Source organism: Actinoplanes ianthinogenes (assembly GCF_018324205.1).
GTDB classification, from domain to species: domain Bacteria; phylum Actinomycetota; class Actinomycetes; order Mycobacteriales; family Micromonosporaceae; genus Actinoplanes; species Actinoplanes ianthinogenes.
Genome location: NZ_AP023356.1, coordinates 2,995,126 through 3,013,062, shown reverse-complemented (window position 1 = coordinate 3,013,062; position 17,937 = coordinate 2,995,126). Strand labels below are relative to the sequence as shown.

At 72.4% G+C, this 17,937-nt stretch carries 14 protein-coding genes and 1 riboswitch; of the genes, 5 read left to right on the top strand and 9 right to left on the bottom strand.

Annotated features, from left to right (window positions below):
• The first annotated feature begins 1 nt into the window (after nucleotide 1).
• Nucleotides 2-1,171 (top strand): glycosyltransferase, encoded by a 1,170-nt coding sequence (locus Aiant_RS13555; RefSeq protein ID WP_189334362.1) that lies wholly within the window; start codon nucleotides 2-4, stop codon nucleotides 1,169-1,171.
• Here the strand turns inward: Aiant_RS13555 and Aiant_RS13550 are convergent.
• The 4 genes from Aiant_RS13550 to Aiant_RS13535 all read right to left on the bottom strand — a co-directional run bounded on the left by Aiant_RS13550 (nucleotide 1,111) and on the right by Aiant_RS13535 (nucleotide 6,682).
• On the bottom strand, nucleotides 1,111-2,523 hold the full coding sequence (locus Aiant_RS13550) for a cellulase family glycosylhydrolase (protein ID WP_229830940.1): 1,413 nt from the start codon (nucleotides 2,521-2,523) through the stop codon (nucleotides 1,111-1,113). The two genes, Aiant_RS13555 and Aiant_RS13550, sit on opposite strands and share 61 nt — an antisense overlap.
• Before the next feature lie 348 nt (nucleotides 2,524-2,871).
• Entirely contained in the window at nucleotides 2,872-4,620 is a 1,749-nt protein-coding gene (locus Aiant_RS13545) for a precorrin-2 C(20)-methyltransferase (RefSeq protein ID WP_189334364.1), read from the bottom strand.
• A gap of 5 nt (nucleotides 4,621-4,625) precedes the next feature.
• Nucleotides 4,626-5,243: a precorrin-8X methylmutase gene (locus Aiant_RS13540; protein ID WP_189334365.1), complete on the bottom strand. Its 618-nt coding sequence runs from the start codon at nucleotides 5,241-5,243 to the stop codon at nucleotides 4,626-4,628.
• A complete protein-coding gene (locus Aiant_RS13535) occupies nucleotides 5,243-6,682 on the bottom strand; it encodes a precorrin-3B synthase (protein WP_229830941.1) in 1,440 nt (479 codons plus the stop codon). Before Aiant_RS13535 ends, Aiant_RS13540 begins: the two co-directional genes overlap by 1 nt.
• A gap of 181 nt (nucleotides 6,683-6,863) precedes the next feature.
• A riboswitch (cobalamin riboswitch) is annotated at nucleotides 6,864-6,931 on the top strand.
• A 55-nt stretch (nucleotides 6,932-6,986) separates the two neighbouring features.
• Between Aiant_RS13535 and cobN the strand changes: the two genes are divergently transcribed.
• Complete coding sequence (gene cobN, locus Aiant_RS13530) at nucleotides 6,987-10,517, top strand: cobaltochelatase subunit CobN (protein ID WP_189334367.1); 3,531 nt, start codon at nucleotides 6,987-6,989, stop codon at nucleotides 10,515-10,517.
• A gap of 13 nt (nucleotides 10,518-10,530) precedes the next feature.
• On the opposite strand, the gene Aiant_RS13525 is transcribed toward cobN, so the two are convergent.
• Nucleotides 10,531-10,986: a carboxymuconolactone decarboxylase family protein gene (locus Aiant_RS13525; protein WP_189334368.1), complete on the bottom strand. Its 456-nt coding sequence runs from the start codon at nucleotides 10,984-10,986 to the stop codon at nucleotides 10,531-10,533.
• An 86-nt stretch (nucleotides 10,987-11,072) separates the two neighbouring features.
• On the opposite strand from Aiant_RS13525, the gene Aiant_RS13520 reads away from it, so the two are divergent.
• Nucleotides 11,073-11,900 carry a sigma-70 family RNA polymerase sigma factor gene (locus Aiant_RS13520; RefSeq protein ID WP_189334369.1) on the top strand — a complete coding sequence of 276 codons (828 nt, stop codon included), beginning with the start codon at nucleotides 11,073-11,075 and terminating at the stop codon, nucleotides 11,898-11,900.
• On the opposite strand, the gene cobF is transcribed toward Aiant_RS13520, so the two are convergent.
• Together cobF and dinB are read right to left on the bottom strand one after the other, a co-directional pair.
• Nucleotides 11,897-12,643 (bottom strand): precorrin-6A synthase (deacetylating), encoded by a 747-nt coding sequence (gene cobF, locus Aiant_RS13515; protein ID WP_189334470.1) that lies wholly within the window; start codon nucleotides 12,641-12,643, stop codon nucleotides 11,897-11,899. The two genes, Aiant_RS13520 and cobF, sit on opposite strands and share 4 nt — an antisense overlap.
• A 1,504-nt stretch (nucleotides 12,644-14,147) precedes the next feature.
• Nucleotides 14,148-15,320: a DNA polymerase IV gene (gene dinB, locus Aiant_RS13510; RefSeq protein ID WP_189334370.1), complete on the bottom strand. Its 1,173-nt coding sequence runs from the start codon at nucleotides 15,318-15,320 to the stop codon at nucleotides 14,148-14,150.
• 91 nt (nucleotides 15,321-15,411) lie between these two features.
• On the opposite strand from dinB, the gene Aiant_RS13505 reads away from it, so the two are divergent.
• On the top strand, nucleotides 15,412-15,774 hold the full coding sequence (locus Aiant_RS13505) for a hypothetical protein (protein WP_189334371.1): 363 nt from the start codon (nucleotides 15,412-15,414) through the stop codon (nucleotides 15,772-15,774).
• 110 nt (nucleotides 15,775-15,884) lie between these two features.
• Nucleotides 15,885-16,283, top strand: a complete 399-nt coding sequence (locus Aiant_RS13500) for an Hsp20/alpha crystallin family protein (RefSeq protein WP_189334372.1) — start codon at nucleotides 15,885-15,887, stop codon at nucleotides 16,281-16,283.
• A 4-nt stretch (nucleotides 16,284-16,287) separates the two neighbouring features.
• On the opposite strand, the gene Aiant_RS13495 is transcribed toward Aiant_RS13500, so the two are convergent.
• Nucleotides 16,288-16,911 carry a carbohydrate-binding protein gene (locus tag Aiant_RS13495; protein WP_189334373.1) on the bottom strand — a complete coding sequence of 208 codons (624 nt, stop codon included), beginning with the start codon at nucleotides 16,909-16,911 and terminating at the stop codon, nucleotides 16,288-16,290.
• Between the two features lie 13 nt (nucleotides 16,912-16,924).
• The gene (locus tag Aiant_RS13490; RefSeq protein ID WP_189334374.1) at nucleotides 16,925-17,935 is read right to left on the bottom strand and encodes an ABC transporter ATP-binding protein; all 1,011 of its coding nucleotides are present in this window, start codon (nucleotides 17,933-17,935) and stop codon (nucleotides 16,925-16,927) included.
• Nucleotides 17,936-17,937: the final 2 nt, after the last annotated feature.

Genomic DNA, 17,937 nt, shown 5'->3' with positions numbered 1-17,937 from the left:
CATGGTCGTCGGATCGGGATGGCACTTCCTGTCCGGGATCAGCTATTACACTTGCCGGCTGAGCAACGCGCTCGACGAGCGCTTCGACGTCGGCGCGATCCTGATGCGGCGACTGCTTCCGGCCCGCCTTTACCCCGGGCGCGCCCGGGTCGGGCTTCGCCTGACCGATTTACGGTACGCCGAGAGCGTCCCCACCTTCGACGGCGTCGACTGGTGGGCGCTGCCCAGCCTGGCCCGAGCCGTCGCGTTCCTCCGCGCGCAGCAGCCCGACGTGCTGGTGCTGCAATGGTGGACCGGGGCGGTGCTGCACTCGTACCTGGTGCTCGCGATGGCGGCCCAGCGGCTCGGCATCCGGGTGGTGGTCGAGTTCCACGAGGTGCAGGACACCGCGGAGCTGCGGCACCGGTGGGCGGCCCGATATGTGCGGGCGGCGATCCGGCCGCTGCTGAGGCGGACCTCCGGGGTGGTGGTGCACTCGGCGTACGACCGGGACGCGCTGGCCGCCGCGTACGACCTGGACGGGGTGCCGGCGGAGATCGCGCTGCACGGGCCGTTCGACCACCACGCGGCCGGGGCCGAGCGGGTGCCCGGGCCGGACGGGGTGGTGCGGCTGCTGTACTTCGGGACGATCCGGCCGTACAAGGGGCTCGAAGACCTGATCGAGGCGTTCGCGGCGCTCGGCCCGGCCTTCCGGCTGACCGTGGTGGGTGAGACCTGGGAGGGCTGGACGCTTCCCGCCGAGCTGATCGCCGCCTCACCGGCTCGGGACCGGATCACCTTCGTCAACCGGTATGTGCCGGACGCCGAGGTGAACGAGTACTTCGCGGCGGCGGACGCCGTGGTGCTGCCGTACCGGCGCAGCTCGGCCAGCGGGCCGCTGCACATCGCGATGAGCCACGGGCTGCCGGTGGTGGTCACCTCGGTCGGCGGGCTGGTCGAGGCGGCCGGGCCGTACTCCGGCACGGTCTTCGTCCGGCCCGCCGACCCGGCCGCGCTCGCCGCCGGCATCACGAGTGCCGCCGGCCTCACCGGCCGGCGGCACGTGGACCCGTCCTCGTGGGGACGGACCGTCGAGGCGTACGAACGCCTCTTCGCGAGGATCGGCGTGACTCAGGAGAGCGTCACGTCGTCGAACCAGACGCTGCCCCTGTTGTCGCCCGACTTGAGGTGAAGCTGGACGCTGGCCGCCCCGGCCGGGGCGGTCGCGGTCACGGTCAGCTTGGTCCAGCCGGTGGTGCCGGCCGCGACCCGCTTCGACGAGGTCTGGCCCAGCCACCTGTCGTTCGCGTCGAACCAGCTCAGCGCGATCTCGCTGGTCCCGGTCGCGTTCTGGCCCTTGGCCCAGGCCTCGGCGCGCCACGTCTGTCCGGGCCGCACCGGGGCCACCGGGGCGATCCGGATCGACGGCAGGCCACCGTCGGCGCGGGTGGTGCCGCTGAACTTCGCCGACCAGGAACCGGTGTGCGCGGCGTCCGAGGAGCGCACCGCGGCGCCCTCCGACGCCAGGTACGGCCGCCACGGCGAGTTGCCCGGGGTCGCCTCGAAGCCGAGGTCCAGCAGGGTGTTCGTGAGCGGCTGCCCGGACCAGTAGGTCTGCACCACGGCCGCCGCGGCCTTCGCCGCACCGTCCGCCCGGTACAGGCCGTACTTGTACTGCGCGGGGATCTTGGAGACCGCCGAGTTGGCCGGGATCGCCCCGGTGCTGAAGTCGGTCAGGGTCCACGGGGCGACCGAGCCGACCCCGGCGGTCCGGGCCGCCTGGAACACCCGGGCCAGGTAGGCGGCCTGCTCACCCTCGGTGCCGGCGGCCGTGCTCAGGCCGGTCTCCCCGATCACGATCGGGAACGGGGCGGCCGCCTCCTGCGCCTTCTTGATCTCGGTGAGCGCCCGCTCCGAGTTGCCGTAGAAGTGGAAGTCCAGGTAGTCGAGCGGGGTGGCGGCCAGCGCGGTGCGGATCCGGGTGAGCCCGCTCGAGCCGGTGGTGCCGGAGACCGAGAGCGTCAGCGGCATCGTCGGCACGGCGGCCCGGATGCTCGGGACGATCTGCTTGACCCAGGCGACGGCCTTCGCGTCGGTCGGGTCGAACTCGTTCTGCACCTCGACCGAGAGCACGCGCGGGTCGTCCGCGTACGGCGTGAGCACGGCCTTCGCCCACTTGGCGCTGCCGGTCGCGTCGGTGTAACCGGTCCACCAGTCGAACAGGGTGAACTTGACGGTGAGGCCCTGGCCGGCCGCGATGCTGACGAACTTGGCCAGCTTGGCGGCGTAGTCGGCCTTCGGGGTGGGGTAGCCGAAGGCGGTCGGGAAGACGATCACGCGTACGGTGCCGGCGCCCAGAGCCTTCGCCTTGGCCAGGTCCGCCTCGATCCGGGCGGCGTCGAAGCTGGTCCACATGGCCGACCAGCCGGCGTTCGACGGGTAGTAGTTGATCGTCTTGGCGACCGTGACCGCGTCGAGCCGGGTGGCCAGGCTGGGGGTCTCCCTGACCGCAGCCGTCGCCGGGGTCTTCGCGGGGGTCTTCACCGGGGTCTTCGCCGGGGCGGGAGCCGGCGGCTTGGTCGTCGCGGGGGTGCTCGCTTTGGTGGCGGCCGGGGTTCTGCCCGGGGCCGGCGTCGCCGCTTCGGCCGCGCCGGTCTGCGCGAAAACGGACAGAACGAGTGAAGAGGCCAACATGGCAACGCGTCGAGCGGCGGATGTCATCTGAGGAGGAGCCCTTCACGGAGGTGCTTTCAGTGGCCTCTCCATTCGGCTCGGTGGCGCGTTGCCATCAGGTAACTCGTCGATGCAGTGCGGTTGCCCTTCGTTGCGTTTCGGGAGCGGCGGAGGCATTCCCCGAGCGGTGGCCGATGGTCGGCCACCGCCGTGCGGACGCTAGGCGACCGGGTAATGCCGTGGGGTGTAGACGATGGTCTCGCCGTCCGCCCTGGTCACCGCCCTGGTCTGGGACGAGCCGACGATCAGCAGGCAGCGCATGTCTACGGTGGCCGGGTCGAGCTCGCCCAGCGTGGTGACCCGCAGGGTCTCCTGCGGCCCGCCGACGTCCCGCCCGACCACCACCGGTGTGCCCGCCGCGCGGTGCTCCAACAGCACCTCCCGGGCGCGGACCAGCTGCTGCTTGCGGGTCTGCGAGGCCGGGTTGTAGATCGCGATGACCAGGTCGGCGGCGGCCGCCCCGGCCAGCCGGGTCTCGATGATCGACCACGGTTTGAGCCGGTCGGAGAGGGACATCACGCAGAAGTCGTGCCCGAGCGGCGCACCGGCCCGGGAGGCGACGGCCTGCGCGGCGGTCAGTCCCGGCACGACCCGCACCGGTACGTCCTTCCACTGCGGATCCTCGGCGACCTCCAAGACGGCCGCGGCCATCGCGAAGACGCCCGGGTCCCCGGACGAGACCACCGTGACCCGGCGCCCGCGTTTCGCCAGGTCGAGGGCGAACGCGGCGCGCTCGGCCTCCACCTTGTTGTCGGAGGCGTGCCGCCGCTGCCGGGGGTTGGCCGGGACCCGGTTGACATACGTGGTGTAGCCGACGATGTCGTCAGCCTCGGCCAGCGCCGCGCGTGCCTCCGGGGTGAGCCACTCGGCCGCGCCCGGCCCGAGCCCGACCACGGTCACCGCACCGGTCGCCGCCTCGGCCGCCGGATCGGTCCCGCCACCGGCCGTCGCCGTCCCGGCGTCGGCGGACGGCACTGCCGCCGGTTCGCCGCCGGTGCCGGCCGCCGCCGTCGTCTCAGCGCCGGCGAGCCGAGCGCCGCCGGTGCCTGCCGCTGCCGTCGTCTCAGCGCCGGCGAGCCGAGTACCGCCGCTGTCGGCCGCTGCCGTCGTCTCAGCGCCGGCGAGCCGAGCGCCGCCGGTGCCGGCCGCTGCCGCTTCGGCCTCGGCGAACGCGGTTGCCGCCGGGCTCGGCAGCAGGGCGAGCGAGAAATACGGCACGGTCGCCGGATCCACCTCGGCCAGCCGCCCGACCCGCTCCGCCGCCATCGTCGCGCGCTCCACGTAGAACGCGTCGTCGAGCCGCCCGGCCCGCGCCAGCGCGGTCCGGACCCCGTCGAAGGTCCGCCCGAGTTTCATCACCGCCGCCGACTCGGTCCCGGCGAGACGCCGCGCCAGCTCGTCCGGCGGCAGCGTGCCGGGCAGCACGGTGAGCACCTCGTCCCGCTCCATCAGCGGCCGCCCGAGCACCGCCGAGGCCGCGCTCACCGAGGTCACCCCGGGCACCACGGTCGTCTCGTAGCGGTGCGCGAGCCGCTTGTGCATGTGCATGTAGGACCCGTAGAAGAACGGATCCCCCTCGGCCAGCACCACCACGTCGCGCCCGGCGTCCAGGTGCGCGGCGAGCCGGGCCGCGGCCTGCTCGTAGAACTCGTCGATGGCGCCCTGATAGCCACCCGGGTGATCGGTGGTCCCGGTGGTCACCGGGTAGATCAGCGCCTCCTCGATCTGCCCGTCCCGCAGGTAACCGGCCGCGATCGCCCGCGCGTTGCTCCGCCCGTGCCGCGCCGCGTGATAGGCGATCACGTCGGCCGCCTCGATCAGCCGTGCCGCCTTGACCGTCACCAGCTCCGGGTCACCGGGCCCGAGCCCCACCCCGTAGAGCCGCCCGCGAACCACGTCGTTCGTCATGTGTCCTATTCCGCTTCCGAGGCCAGGGCGTTCACCGCGGCCGCTGTCATCGCGCTGCCGCCTCGTCGCCCGCGCACGATCAGATATTCCAGACCGGACTCGGCCAGGGCCTCCTTCGACTCGGCCGCGCCGATGAAGCCGACCGGGATGCCGAGCACCGCCGCCGGTCGCGGCGCGCCCGCCGCGACCATCTCCAGCAGCCGGAACAGCGCCGTCGGCGCGTTGCCGACGGCGACCACGGCCCCGCCGAGGCGGTCGCCCCAGAGATCCAGGGCCGCGGCGCTGCGGGTGTTCCCGATGCGAGCGGCGATTTCCGGTACGCCCGGCTCGCGCAACGTGCAGATCACCTCGTTACCGGCGGGCAGCCGCGAGCGGGTCACCCCGGACGCCACCATCTCGGCGTCACAGAGGATCGGCGCACCGTCCAGCAGCGCCTTCCGTGCGGCGGTCGCCACGCCCGGGCTGAACCGGACGTCCCGCACCAGGTCGACCATCCCGCAGGCGTGGATCATCCGGACCACCACCCGCGCGACGTCCTCCGGCAGCCCGGCCAGGTCCGCCTCGGCCCGAATCGTGGCGAACGACCGCCGATAGATCTCCGCGCCGTCCCGTACGTAATCCATCAGCCTCTCCTCGCCCCCGCCACCACGTCCCCCAGCACGTCCACCGGGAAGGTCTCCACACGGCCCGTCGCCCCGTCGAGCCCCGAGTCCGGCGCACTGCCCGGCCCCGGCTCCCGGCCCGTCACCGATCCGCCGCCGTGCTGATCTCGATCGGCCGGCCGGCCGTCGCCGGCCCGGCGGGTCACCGTGTAGCCGCCGCCGGTCGCCTCGACCCGAACGTGTGCACCCGCCGGACTCCCGCACGCTCGCGCGCAGCCCACCCAGTGCACCGGCAACCCGTCCACGAACCGGCTCGCCACCTCGGCGTCCTCCCGCACGTCGGCCAGCGATCTCGCGCAACCCGGCCGCCCCGCGCAGGCGGTGACCCCGGTCCACCGGGAGGTCGCGGTCACCGCAAGCCCCGCCCCGGCCAGCCGCTCGATCCAGGCCCGCGCCGCGGCCGTGGTGAGACCCGGCACCAGGACACCCCGCCACGGCGTGATCACCAGCCGCTCGGCGTCCTCCAGCACCCTCATCTGCCCGCCCTCGAGCCGCCCCAGCGGCACCAGAGCCCCGGCCGCCGCCCGGCCGCCATCGGTCGCGACAGCATCCGCGGCCTGGCCGCCCTCGGTCGCGACAGCATCCGCGGCCTGGCCGCCCTCGGTCGCGACAGCATCCGCGGCCTGGGCGCCGCTGGTCGCGGGAGGACCCGCGGCCTGATCGCCATCGGTCACCATGCCGATCAGGGCGGCCGGGTCGACGACCTCGACCGGCACCGCCACCGGCACATCCACCGGCACGATGCCGAGCGCCTCCGCGACCCGCGCCGAAACCCGCCCGGCGCCGTCGGCCAGCTCCCGCAACCGCCAAGCGGCCGCCCCGCCGCCCCGCTGCTCCTCGCGCTCGGCGAGAAACGCGTGCGCGCTCACGATCAGCGCCTCGACAACCCGGCCGGACTCGACCCGCAGCCCGGTGTCCCACCCGCCGAACCGCAGCCCGAACCGGACCCCGTCCGGGATCGCCGCCACATCCGCCGCCAGTGGCACCTGACCGATCGCGAACAGGAATTTCCCCGGCAACCGGGCCAGCCCCGGATCGCCACAGATCGCGGCGTCCAGCTCGCCGGTCAACTCCCGCACCCGGGAGTCGGCGAGCGGCGGCGCGGCAATGTTGCGTACCGAATCGTGGGTCGAGGACGGCAGCAGCCCGGCGTCGCGCAAGCGGTCGGCCAACCGCACCGCGTCGCTCGCCTGCAAGCCTCTGAGCTGCACATTCGCCCGGGAGGTCAGCTCCAGGCGGCCATCGCCGAACTTCTCGGCGAGCTCGCGCAGCGAGCGCAGCTGCGCGCCGGTCAGCAGGCCACCGGGCAGCCGGACGCGCGCCAGCAGCCCGTCGGCGGCGGCATGCAACCGCAGCGCGCCGGGGCAGGCGTCCGTGTCGGACTGTCGGTGGGCTGTCACGGCCCGGATACTACGGGCGGCCGCCGACAGGAACGCCATCTCGGGTCGGCAGCATCACAAGTTCGTCAGCGGCGTCACATCGAGAGCCCCCGGCCCGGAATCGTCAGCGGCGTCACTGACCAGCGGCCCCGGGCGTCCGATAGCGTGTAGCCGAACAAGTGAATCGAGCGGCGACGCCGCGGAGGAAGCCGGTGCGAGTCCGGCGCGGTCCCGCCACTGTCACCGGGCATGCCCGGGAGCCAGGAACTCCGGTCGCCGTTGATCTCTACTACCCGGGGCGCGGACCCCGAGGGGGAGCGCACGCGTGTTTTTGCTGCTGTCGACGTCCGACACGGACCTGCTCAGTGCCCGGGCCAGCGGCTCGGCCTGGCGGCTGGGCAACCCGGCCCGCACCGGGGTCGACGACCTGCCCGCCCTGCTGGACGGGGTCGAGCTGGTCGTGGTCCGGATCCTCGGCGGCCGCCGCGCGTGGGAGGAGGGCCTCGACGCGCTGCTCGGCGGTGACATCCCGGTGGTGGTGCTCGGCGGCGAGATGCTGCCCGACGCCGACCTGATGAAGCTCTCCACCATCCCGGCCGGCATCGCCGCCGACGCGCACACCTACCTCGCGCAGGGCGGCGCGGAGAATCTCGCCGCGCTGCACGACTTCCTCTCCGACACCGTGCTGCTGACCGGCAACGGTTTCGCCCCGGCCACCGAGAGCCCGCAGTGGGGCATCCTGCCGCGCGCGACGGACAACGACGCCGAGCCGACCGTCGCGGTGCTCTATTACCGCGCCCACCACATGGCCGGGAACACCGCGTTCGTCGAGGCGCTCTGCCAGGCGATCGAGGCCAAGGGCGCCCGCCCGCTGCCGATCTTCACGGCTTCGCTGCGCACCGCCCCGCCCGAGCTGCTCGCCGAGTTGCGCAAGGCGGATGCCCTGGTGGTGACGGTGCTCGCGGCCGGCGGCACCCGCCCGGCCACGGCGAGCGCCGGCGGCGACGACGAGGCGTGGGACGTCGGCGTGCTGGCCGACCTGGACGTGCCGATCCTCCAGGGCCTCTGCCTGACCAGCTCGCGGTCCGCCTGGGAGGCGAGCGACGACGGCCTGACCCCGCTCGACGCGGCGACCCAGGTGGCGATCCCCGAGTTCGACGGCCGGATCATCACGGTGCCGTTCTCGTTCAAGGAGATCGACCCGGACGGCCTGTCGGTCTACGTCGCCGACCCGGAGCGGGCGTCCCGGGTGGCCGGGATCGCGGTCGCGCACGCCCGGCTGCGGCACATCCCGCCCGCGGATCGCAAGATCGCCCTGATGCTCTCGGCCTATCCGACCAAGCACTCGCGGATCGGTAACGCGGTCGGCCTGGACACCCCGGCGTCGACGGTGGCGCTGCTCGCGGCGCTGGACGAAAAAGGCTACAAAGTCGGGAATTTCCGATCCTACGACGGCGACGGCCTGATCCACACGCTGATCGCGGCCGGTGGACAGGACCCGGACTGGCTCACCGAGGAGCAGTTGTCCGGAAACCCCGTCAGGATTCCGGCATCTCGCTACAAGTCGTGGTTCGACACCTTGCCGAGCGACTTCCGGGAGAGCGTCGAGCAGCACTGGGGCCCGCCGCCCGGCGAGCTCTACGTGGACAACGGCGACATCGTCCTCGCCGCCCTGCGCGACGAGAACATCGTGGTCATGGTCCAGCCCCCGCGTGGCTTCGGCGCCAACCCGGTCGCCATCTACCACGACCCCGACCTCCCGCCGAGCCACCACTATCTCGCCGCCTACCGCTGGCTGGCCGACGAGTTCGGCGCGCACGCGGTGGTGCACGTCGGCAAGCACGGCAACCTGGAGTGGCTCCCCGGCAAGAACGTGGGCATGTCCGCGTCCGACGGCACCGACGCGGCGCTCGGCGACCTGCCGCTGATCTATCCGTTCCTGGTCAACGACCCGGGGGAGGGGACGCAGGCCAAGCGCCGGGCGCACGCCACGCTGGTCGATCACCTGATCCCGCCGATGGCGCGGGCCGAGTCGTACGGCGACATCGCCCGCCTGGAGCAGCTGCTCGACGAGCACGCGAACATCGCCGCCCTCGACCCGGCCAAGCTCCCGGCCATCCGGGCGCAGATCTGGACCCTGATCCAGGCCGCCAAGATGGACCACGACCTGGGCCAGGCCCACCGGCCGGACGACGAAGAGTTCGACGACTTCATCATGCACATCGACGGATGGCTGTGTGAGGTCAAGGATGTGCAGATCCGCGACGGCCTGCACGTGCTCGGCGCCGCGCCGACCGGCGAGGCCCGGATCAACCTGGTGCTGGCCATGCTCCGGGCCCGGCAGATGTGGGCCGGCCAGGTCGCCGCGCTGCCCGGCCTGCGGGAGGCGCTGGGCCTGGCGGAGGACGCCTCCACTGCCGAGACCGACGCGATCGAGGAACAGGCGCGGGCGCTGGTCGCCGCCATGGAGGAGCGCGGCTGGCGCGATTCCGACATTTCGGATTTGTCCGATAACCCGGACGTCGTGCGAGTGTTGGAGTTCGCCGCCCGGGAGGTCGTTCCCCGGCTGGCCCGCACCACCGACGAGCTGACCCACGTCCTGCACGCGCTCGACGGCGGCTACGTCCCGGCCGGCCCGAGCGGTTCCCCGCTCCGCGGCCTGATCAACGTCCTGCCCACCGGCCGCAACTTCTACTCCGTCGACCCCAAGGCCATCCCCAGTGCCCTGGCCTGGGAGACCGGCCAGGCCATGGCCGATTCCCTGCTGGCCCGCTACCGCGCCGACTACGGTGACTGGCCGAAATCGGTCGGCCTCTCCGCCTGGGGCACCAGCGCCATGCGCACCGCCGGCGACGACATCGCCGAGGTGCTGGCGCTGATCGGGGTGCGCCCGATCTGGGACCCGGCCTCCCGCCGCGTCACCGGGCTGGAGCCGATCGCCCGCGAGGAGCTGGGCCGCCCGCGCATCGACGTCACGATCCGCATCTCCGGCTTCTTCCGGGACGCGTTCCCGCACGTCGTGGCGATGCTCGACGACGCCGTGCAGCTGGTCGCCGGGCTGGACGAGCCGGACAACTACGTCCGCGAGCACGCGCTGCGCGACCAGGCCGGGCACGGCGACTGGCGGCGGGCCACCACGCGCATCTTCGGGTCCCGGCCGGGGGCGTACGGCGCCGGCATCCTCCCGCTGATCGACAGCCGGAACTGGCGGGACGACGCCGACCTGGCCGAGGTCTACGCGGTGTGGGGCGGGTTCGCGTACGGGCGGGACCTGGACGGGGTGCCGGCTCGGGGGGACATGGAGAACGCGTACCGGAGGATCGACGTCGCGGCGAAGAACATCGACACCCGCGAGCACGACATCGCCGACTCCGACGACTACTTCCAGTACCACGGCGGGATGATCGCCACGGTCCGGGCGCTGACCGGGAAGGCGCCGGCGGCGTACATCGGAGATTCCACCAACCCGGACGCGACGCGGACCCGCAGCCTGACCGAGGAGACCGCGCGGATCTTCCGCGCCCGGGTGGTGAACCCGCGCTGGATCGCCGCCATGCGGCGGCACGGCTACAAGGGCGCCTTCGAGCTGGCCGCCACGGTCGACTACCTCTTCGGGTACGACGCGACCGCCGGCGTGGTCACCGACTGGATGTACGAGCAGCTCGCCACGACCTACGCCCTGGACGCGGAGAACCAGGAGTTCATGAAGAAGTCGAACCCCTGGGCGCTGCACGGCATCACCGAGCGCCTGCTGGAGGCGGCCGACCGCAAGCTCTGGGACTCCCCGTCGCCTGACACGCTGGCCGCGCTCCAGCAGCTCTACCTCGAGACCGAGGGTGACCTGGAAGACGCTTGATTTCTCAAGAGCGTCAGTCCCAGTTCTGGGGAGCCTGCTGCCGGGTCGTCACGTTGATCCGGTTGAAGAAGTTGGTGGTGGCGATCCACAGCACGATCGCGCTCAACTGCTCCTCGGTGAAGTGCTTCGCGGCCTCGTCCCAGATCGCGTCCGGGACGGGGTCGGGGTTGTCGGCCATCCGGGTGGCGTACTCGGACAGCGCCAGCGCCGCCCGCTCCGGCTCGGTGAAGTACGGCGTCTCCCGCCACACCGGCACCGCGAACAGCCGGTCGTCGGTCTCCCCGGCCTGCCGCATGCCGCGCGCGCCGCTGTCGGCGCACGGGGCGCACCCGTTGATCTGGCTGGCGCGCAGGTGCACCAGCTCCAGGACGACTTTCGGCACGCCCGCCGAGAACGCGGTCTTGTAGAGCAGGTTGACCGCCTTGGTCAGGTCCGGCTGCGGTGCGGTGTTCTTGATCCGAGGCTCCATGATCGGCTCCTTGTCACATCGGGTGAACTTGCTTCGTCGGACTCGTGACGCGCCGCGTCGCTCAGATGTGACAGGGGGACCGAAAAATGGGTGATGACCTGCTGGCCGCCGAGTTCGAGGCGAACCGGGGACGGCTGCGCGCGGTGGCCTACCGGATGCTCGGTTCCGGCGCCGAGGCGGACGACGCGGTGCAGGAGACCTGGTTGCGGCTGAGCCGGACCGGCGGCGACACGGTCGACAACCTGCCCGCCTGGCTCACCACCGTGCTCGGCCGGGTCTGCCTGGACATGCTGCGCTCCCGGGCGTCCCGCCGGGAGGATCCGCCGCCGGTCACCGAGCTGCCGAGCGCCGAGGACCCGGAGCGGGAGGCGGTGCTGGCCGATGCGGTGGGTGCCGCGCTCACCGTCGTACTGGAAACGCTCACCCCGGCCGAACGCCTCGCGTTCGTGCTGCACGACCTGTTCGCCGTCTCCTTCGAGGAGATCGCGACGGTGGTCGGGCGCAGCCCGGCCGCCGCGCGCCAGCTGGCCAGCCGGGCTCGGCGCCGGGTGCGGGGCGGCTCCCCGGCCGGCGCCGCCGACGCCGCACGGCAGCGCGAGATCGTCGACGCCTTCCTGGCCGCCGCCCGCGGCGGTGACTTCGCCGGCCTGCTCACCCTGCTCGACCCGGACGTGGTGATGCGCGGCGGCGACGGCGCGGTCGGGCTGCGCGGCGCGGACGAGGCAGCGCGGTTCTTCTCCGGGCGGGCCCAGGCCGCGGTGCCGGCGACGATCGACGGCGCGGCCGGCGCGTTCGTCCGCACCGAGCAGGGCGTGCGGATCGCGCTCAGCTTCACGGTGGCCGACGGCCGGATCATCGCGATCGACTCGATCATGAACCCCGACGAGTCGATCGTCATCGAGCTGCTGGACTAGCCGTCGTTCGGGCGCCGCAGCAGGTAGGTGTCCATGATCCAGCCGTGCCGCTCCCGAGCCTCGGCGCGGGTCGCCACGATGTCCTCCGCGACGTCGGCGACCCGCCCGGCGGCGAGGATCTCGTCCTCGGTGCTCACGTAGGCGCCCCAGTAGATCTCCGCGTCCGGATGCCCGGTGAACGCCTGCTGCGCGTCGAGCATCACCACCACGTCGTCGACGCCCTCCGGCCACCCCTCGGCCAACCGCCGCCCGGTGGTCACCTGGAACGGCTGCCCCACCCGGTTCAGCCCGATCCGGTGCTTGGCCGCGAGCGCCGACACGCTGCTGATCCCCGGAATCACCTCGAACTCGAAACTGACCGCCCCGCGAGCCAGGATCTCCTCCAGGATCGCGATCGTCGAGTCGTAGAGCGACGGATCGCCCCACACCAGGATCGCCCCGGTCTCGTCCTCTTTCAGATGCTCGGCGATCAGCTCCTCGATCACCTGCGACCGCCGAGTCCGCCAGTCCGCGATCGTCCCGGTGTAATCCGCCGGCGTCCGATCCCGATCAGGGTCCCGCCCCTCCACGATCCGCTTCCGCGGATGCGAATACCCCCGGATCATCCGCTCCCGCAGATCGATCAGGCTCTGCTTGGCCTCCCCCTTGTCGAGCAGGAAGAACACATCGGTCCGCCCGATCGCCTTGGCCGCTTGCAGGGTCAGGTGGTCCGGATCCCCCGCACCGATGCCGATCACGTACATCTTCCGCACGCATGCAGTCTGCCTCACCCCCAACCGTCGGCGTGCCTCCACCCTCGCGTCCAGCCCGCTTCGGCGGATCCCGCAGCCGCCGGCCCGTCTCGCCCTCCCTCCACCAAAATCAAATTCCTCATCGACGCGCGTCCGCTGGGGTGCGGATCGCACGCTCCCGCGCGGGCCGAGGGCGGCGATCTGGCCGCTGGCGCGTCCAAACCAATCGCCGCCCTCTTCACTGTCCGCGGCCGGTTCCGGAGATCAACCCCCGGCTGGCCCCCAGCGCCCTATCCGATCCCCGAATAGGGCCACCAGCACCAGCCGGACACTCCCCGGCTGGCCCCCAGCGCCCTTTCCGATCCCCGGATAGGGCCGCCAGGACCAGCCGGATGCTCCTCGGCTGGTCCTCGGCGCCCTGTCCGATTCCTGGGTAGGGCGGTCAGGGCCAGCCGGATGCTCCTCGGCTGGTCCTCAGCGCCCTATCCGATCCCCGGATAGGGCCGCCAGCACCAGCCGGATGCTCCTCGGCTGGTCCTCAGCGCCCTGTCCGATTCCCGGGTAGGGCGGCCATGGCCAGCTGGAGACTCCTCGGCTGGTCCTCAGCGCCCTATCCGATCCCCGAATAGGGCCATCAGGGCCAGCCGGATGCTGCTCGGCTGGGCCTCAGCGCGCTGGGCAGACGCGGGATCGGGGCGAGCCGCTTGATACCCCTGGCGCATGGGATCTCTTCATTGCCCGTGGCGGGTCACCGCCACCCCCGAACCCCACCCCGCCTCCCCGCCGCCTCGGCTGGCCGGAAGCCCTGCGACCTGCACAGGGCCGTGGTTGGGCTGGGCCCGGTGATGGTCATCCGGGATGGGAAACCACGCCCGTGCGAGTCGTTGCCGAGCGCACGTCACCCGCCCGTGCCGGGTCGTGGCCCGGGGCGGGTGACGTGCGGAGTTGTGATTCGGCGCGTGCCGTGTCCGTGGCTCGGGGTGGGTGGTTCGGCGTGTGGGTCATGGCCGACTGGGGGTCCTGCCGGCGCCGGGTCGTGGCGCGGGGCGGGTGACGTGCGGAGTTGTAATCCGGCGCGGCCGTGTCCGGCGCCGGGATCGTGGCGGGGGTTGGGTGGCTCGGCGTGTGGGGACGTGACCCAGCGCGGATTGTGGCAGGCGACCAAGGGTTGGCTGGGGTGGCTTGGCCCGCGGGTCGTGACGGAGCGGCGGGTCGCGGACGAGCGCGGGTCGTGACGGAGCGGCGGGTCGCGGACGAGCGCGGGTCGTGACGGAGCGGCGGGTCGTGAGCGGGCGCGGGTCGTGACGGAGTGGCGGGTCGTGGTCGAGCGCGGGTCGTGACGGAGCGGCGGGTCGTGACGGAGCGCGGGTCGTGATGGAGCGGCGGGTCGTGAGCGGGCGCGGGTCGTGACGGAGCGGCGGGTCGTGAGCGGTGGCCGGGTCGCGAGGCGGGGCTTTGCGGTCGTGGCCGGCGGCTTCGGGACACGGGGCGGACAGTGGTCGCAGGTCGTGGTGGGTCAGTCGGGGAGGATGGGGACGGAGGGGTGCATTTCGCGGTTGAGCATGTCGGCTCGGCGTAGGGAAGAGGCACCGAAGCGGTCTCGGACCCGGTCGACGGCGGCGTCCAGGCCGTCCTGGCGAGGCGGGGTGAAGGGCAGCTCGAGCTGCACGTTGCCCTCGCCGTCGAGGTTGCTCACCGCGACGCCGACCAGCGTGAGCCCGCGCTGGGCGATCAACGGCTGGGCCTCGCGCAGCAGCTCGACCGAGGTGCGGAGGATCGCACCGGTCTGCATCGTCGCTTTCAGCAGGCTGCGGGATCGGGTCACCCGCTCGAAGTCGGCGAAGCGCAGGCGCAGCGTGACCGTCCGCCCGGCTCGGTGGGCGCCGCGCATCCGGTGGGTGACCCGGTCGACCAGGGCCGCCAGCACCGCCTCGATCTCGTCGAAGGACCGGCCCCGGCCGAGGGCGCACTGCGCCCCGATGGAGCCGCGCCGCCCGCCGGTGGTCACGCGCCGTGGGTCGTGGTTGTGGGCGAGGGCGTGCAGGTGGCGACCGGCATTCGCCCCGAGCATCGCGACCAGGGCGGCCTCGCCGACCCGGGCCACGTGGCCGACCGTGTGGATCTGGAGGTCGCGCAGCTTGGCCGCGGTTTTCGGGCCGACGCCCCAGAGTTTCTCCACCGGGAGCGGGTGCAGGAACTCCAGCTCCGCGCCGGGCGGCACGACCAGCAGGCCGTCGGGTTTGCCGACGCCGCTCGCGACCTTGGCCAAGAACTTGGTGCGGGCGACGCCGACCGTGATCGGCAGGCCGGCCCGGGCGCGCACCTCGGCACGCAGCCGCCGGGCGATCTGCTCGGCCGTCCCGCTGATCCGCCGCAGCCCGTCGACCTCCAGGAACGCCTCGTCGATGGAGATCGGCTCGACGATCGGTGTGGTGTCCCGGAAGACCGCGAAGACGGCCTTGCTGGCCGCCGAATACGCACTCATCCGCGGCGGCACCACCACGGCCTGCGGGCAGAGCGCACGGGCCCGGCTCAGGCTCATCGGGGTGCGCACCCCGAAGGCTTTCGCCTCATAGGACGCGGCCAGCACCACGCCGCCGCCGACCAGGACCGGCCGCCCGCGCAGCGCGGGGTCATCGCGCTGCTCGACCGACGCGTAGAAGGAGTCCAGGTCCGCGTGCAGGATCACGGCGCCAGCTTAGTACACCTGTTCGAATAACGAGCGCTGTGGCGATAGAATCGGCAGGTCGTCGACGGTTCCGCTGAGCGAGGGTGGACATTTGTCCGAGATGGTGAAGAATGCCTGGGCCGGTTTCGCGCTGGGGATCTTCGCGGTGCTCGCGTCGCTGATCTTCGTGCTTGCCACCCCGGTGACGTCGACGGTGGAGACGCGGGCGCCGGGGAGCGACAGCATCGTCGTCGAGTCGTCGATCGGGCTGTATCCGCTGACCACGCTCATCATCCAGGCGATCGCCGCGGTCCTGATGTGCGCCGCGCTGGTCGTCATCGTCCGTGGCGGGCTGCCGGCCGGTCGCCGGTTGCTGCTGATCGGCGCGATCGTCGGCCTCTTTCCCGCCGTCGTCCCGGGAGTGCTGGGCTTCACCGCGTGGCTGACGTTCGGCCGGACGCCGCCGGCGCGCTGAGAGGGCCGCTGCGTGGCCGCGGTCACCACCGCGAGGGGGAATTGCACAGTGAGATTCTCGGTTCCTCAGACTTGAGTCACCCACACTCAAGTAAGAACGAGGAGCCACCCATGTTTCTCACCACCCCGACCGTGCGCGACCTCGAGCGTCTCACCGCCCGGGTCGTCGAGACCTCGTCCCGGACCGCGGGCGCGCGGCTCGACGCGTACCGGGAGAACGACACGTTCTGCATCGACATCGACCTGCCCGGTGTCGACCCCGCGTCGATCGACATCACCGTCGACGGCAAGGTGCTGACCGTGCGGGCCGAGCGCGGGCGCGCCGACCGCGAGGGTGTCCGCTACCTGGTCGCCGAGCGCCCGGTGGGTGTGTTCAGCCGGCAGGTCCAGCTCTCCGACAAGCTGGACACCGACCGCCTGGAGGCCGGTTACGACCAGGGCGTCCTCACGCTGAGCATCCCGGTCCTGCAGGAGCGCGAGCCCCGCAGGATCCAGGTCGCCGCGAAGTAAGGCCTCAGTGGTCGAACTGGATCCAGTTCACGTTCATGAACTCGCTGTCGTCGTCGGCGGCGAACGTGATGTAGACGGTGTGCGTGCCGGTCACCGGGGTGAGCACCGCGGTGTCGGTACGCCACGTCTGCCACCCACCGGTGTTGCTCACCGACACCTGCCCGACCGGCGCGTTCTCCAGCGTGTCGAGCCGGATCTGCACCCGCCCGCTCACCCCGGCGCCGGACGCCACCCGGAACTTCGCCTTCGTGGCCGGCACCTCGCCGAACTCGAAGTTGTCGAACCGCAGGTGATCGGCCCGGTTGATCCAGCCGACGTTCTGCCCGCCGCCCTCGTCCTCGGTGTCCTGCGCCTGGATCCCGGCCAGCTCGTTCGCCGCCTCGGCCTGGAGCAGCCCGTATTTCACCGGGACGGGCGCGGGCGAGGGCGACTCGGACGACGGTGAGACCGACGGCGCGGGAGCGACGGAGGTCAGCGCCGCCGGGGTGGTGACGGACGCGGGAGTGTCCTGCCAGCGGCCGATCAGATAGCCGATCAGCAGCAGGCCGAGCGCCGCCAGGCCGGCGACGGCCCGGTTACGGTTCGTCCAGGAGCGGGTCCGATAGACGGTCGGTGAGGGCTGGTCCACCCGGCAAGGGTAATCAAGCGTCCGTTCCCGCCATCGCCATAGCCTCGTCCCCCGCGAAGTGGCAGGCCACCTGCTGTCCCGGGGCCAGCTCCCGCAGCGCCGGCGTCTCGGTCGCGCACCGGTCGACGGCCTTCCAGCAGCGGGTCCGGAAGTGACAGCCGGACGGCGGGTTCACCGGGCTGGGCACGTCGCCGACCAGCCGGATCCGCTCCCGGGGCGCCGCGCCGCGGACCACCGCGATGTCCGGCGCCGCGGAGAGCAGAGCCTGCGTGTACGGATGCCGCGGCCGCTCGTACAACGCGTCGCGCCCGGCCTCCTCGACCACCCGGCCCAGGTACATGACCGCCACCCGGTCGCAGAAGTGCCGGACCACGCCCAGGTCGTGCGCGATGAACACGAAGGCGATGCCCAGCTCCCGGCGCAGGTTCTCCAGAAGGTTCATCACCTGCGCCTGGATCGACACGTCCAGCGCCGAGACCGGCTCGTCGGCCACGATCACCCGGGGCCGGGCGGCGAGCGCCCGGGCGATCCCGATCCGCTGCCGCTGGCCGCCGGAGAACTCGTGCGGGTACCGGTTGTAGTGCTCCGGGTTCAGCCCGACCATCTCCAGCAGCTCCTGGACCCGGCGCAGCTCGTCGCCCTTCGCCGCCATCCCGTGGACCCGCAGCGCGGTCCCCACGATGGTGCCGACGGTGTGCCGCGGGTTCAGCGACGAATAGGGGTCCTGGAAGATCAGCTGGATCTCCCGCCGGTACGGCCGCAGCTGCCGCTGGGTCAGATGCGCCAGGTCGGCGCCCTGGTAACGGATCGCCCCGCTGGTGGGTTCGAGCAGCCGGGTGATCAGCTGGGCGGTGGTGGACTTGCCGCAGCCGGACTCACCGACCAGGCCGAGCGTCTCGCCGGCGCTCAGCGAGAAGCTGACGCCGTCGACCGCGCGGACCCATTGCGCCCGGCGCGCCAGCAGGCCGTCGCCCTTGATCCGGAAGTGCATCTTCACGTCGTCGAGTTCGAGCAGCGTGGTCATCG

Coding starts and splice junctions, on each gene's coding strand:
- Aiant_RS13520 (WP_189334369.1), top strand. CDS start 11,073: ATGGGTGATGACCTGCTGGCCGCCGAGTTCGAGGCGAACCGGGGACGG.
- Aiant_RS13525 (WP_189334368.1), bottom strand. CDS start 10,986: ATGGAGCCTCGGATCAAGAACACCGCACCGCAGCCGGACCTGACCAAG.
- Aiant_RS13545 (WP_189334364.1), bottom strand. CDS start 4,620: ATGACGAACGACGTGGTTCGCGGGCGGCTCTACGGGGTGGGGCTCGGG.
- Aiant_RS13490 (WP_189334374.1), bottom strand. CDS start 17,935: ATGACCACGCTGCTCGAACTCGACGACGTGAAGATGCACTTCCGGATC.
- Aiant_RS13500 (WP_189334372.1), top strand. CDS start 15,885: ATGTTTCTCACCACCCCGACCGTGCGCGACCTCGAGCGTCTCACCGCC.
- cobF (WP_189334470.1), bottom strand. CDS start 12,643: ATGTACGTGATCGGCATCGGTGCGGGGGATCCGGACCACCTGACCCTG.
- Aiant_RS13540 (WP_189334365.1), bottom strand. CDS start 5,243: ATGGATTACGTACGGGACGGCGCGGAGATCTATCGGCGGTCGTTCGCC.
- Aiant_RS13555 (WP_189334362.1), top strand. CDS start 2: ATGGTCGTCGGATCGGGATGGCACTTCCTGTCCGGGATCAGCTATTAC.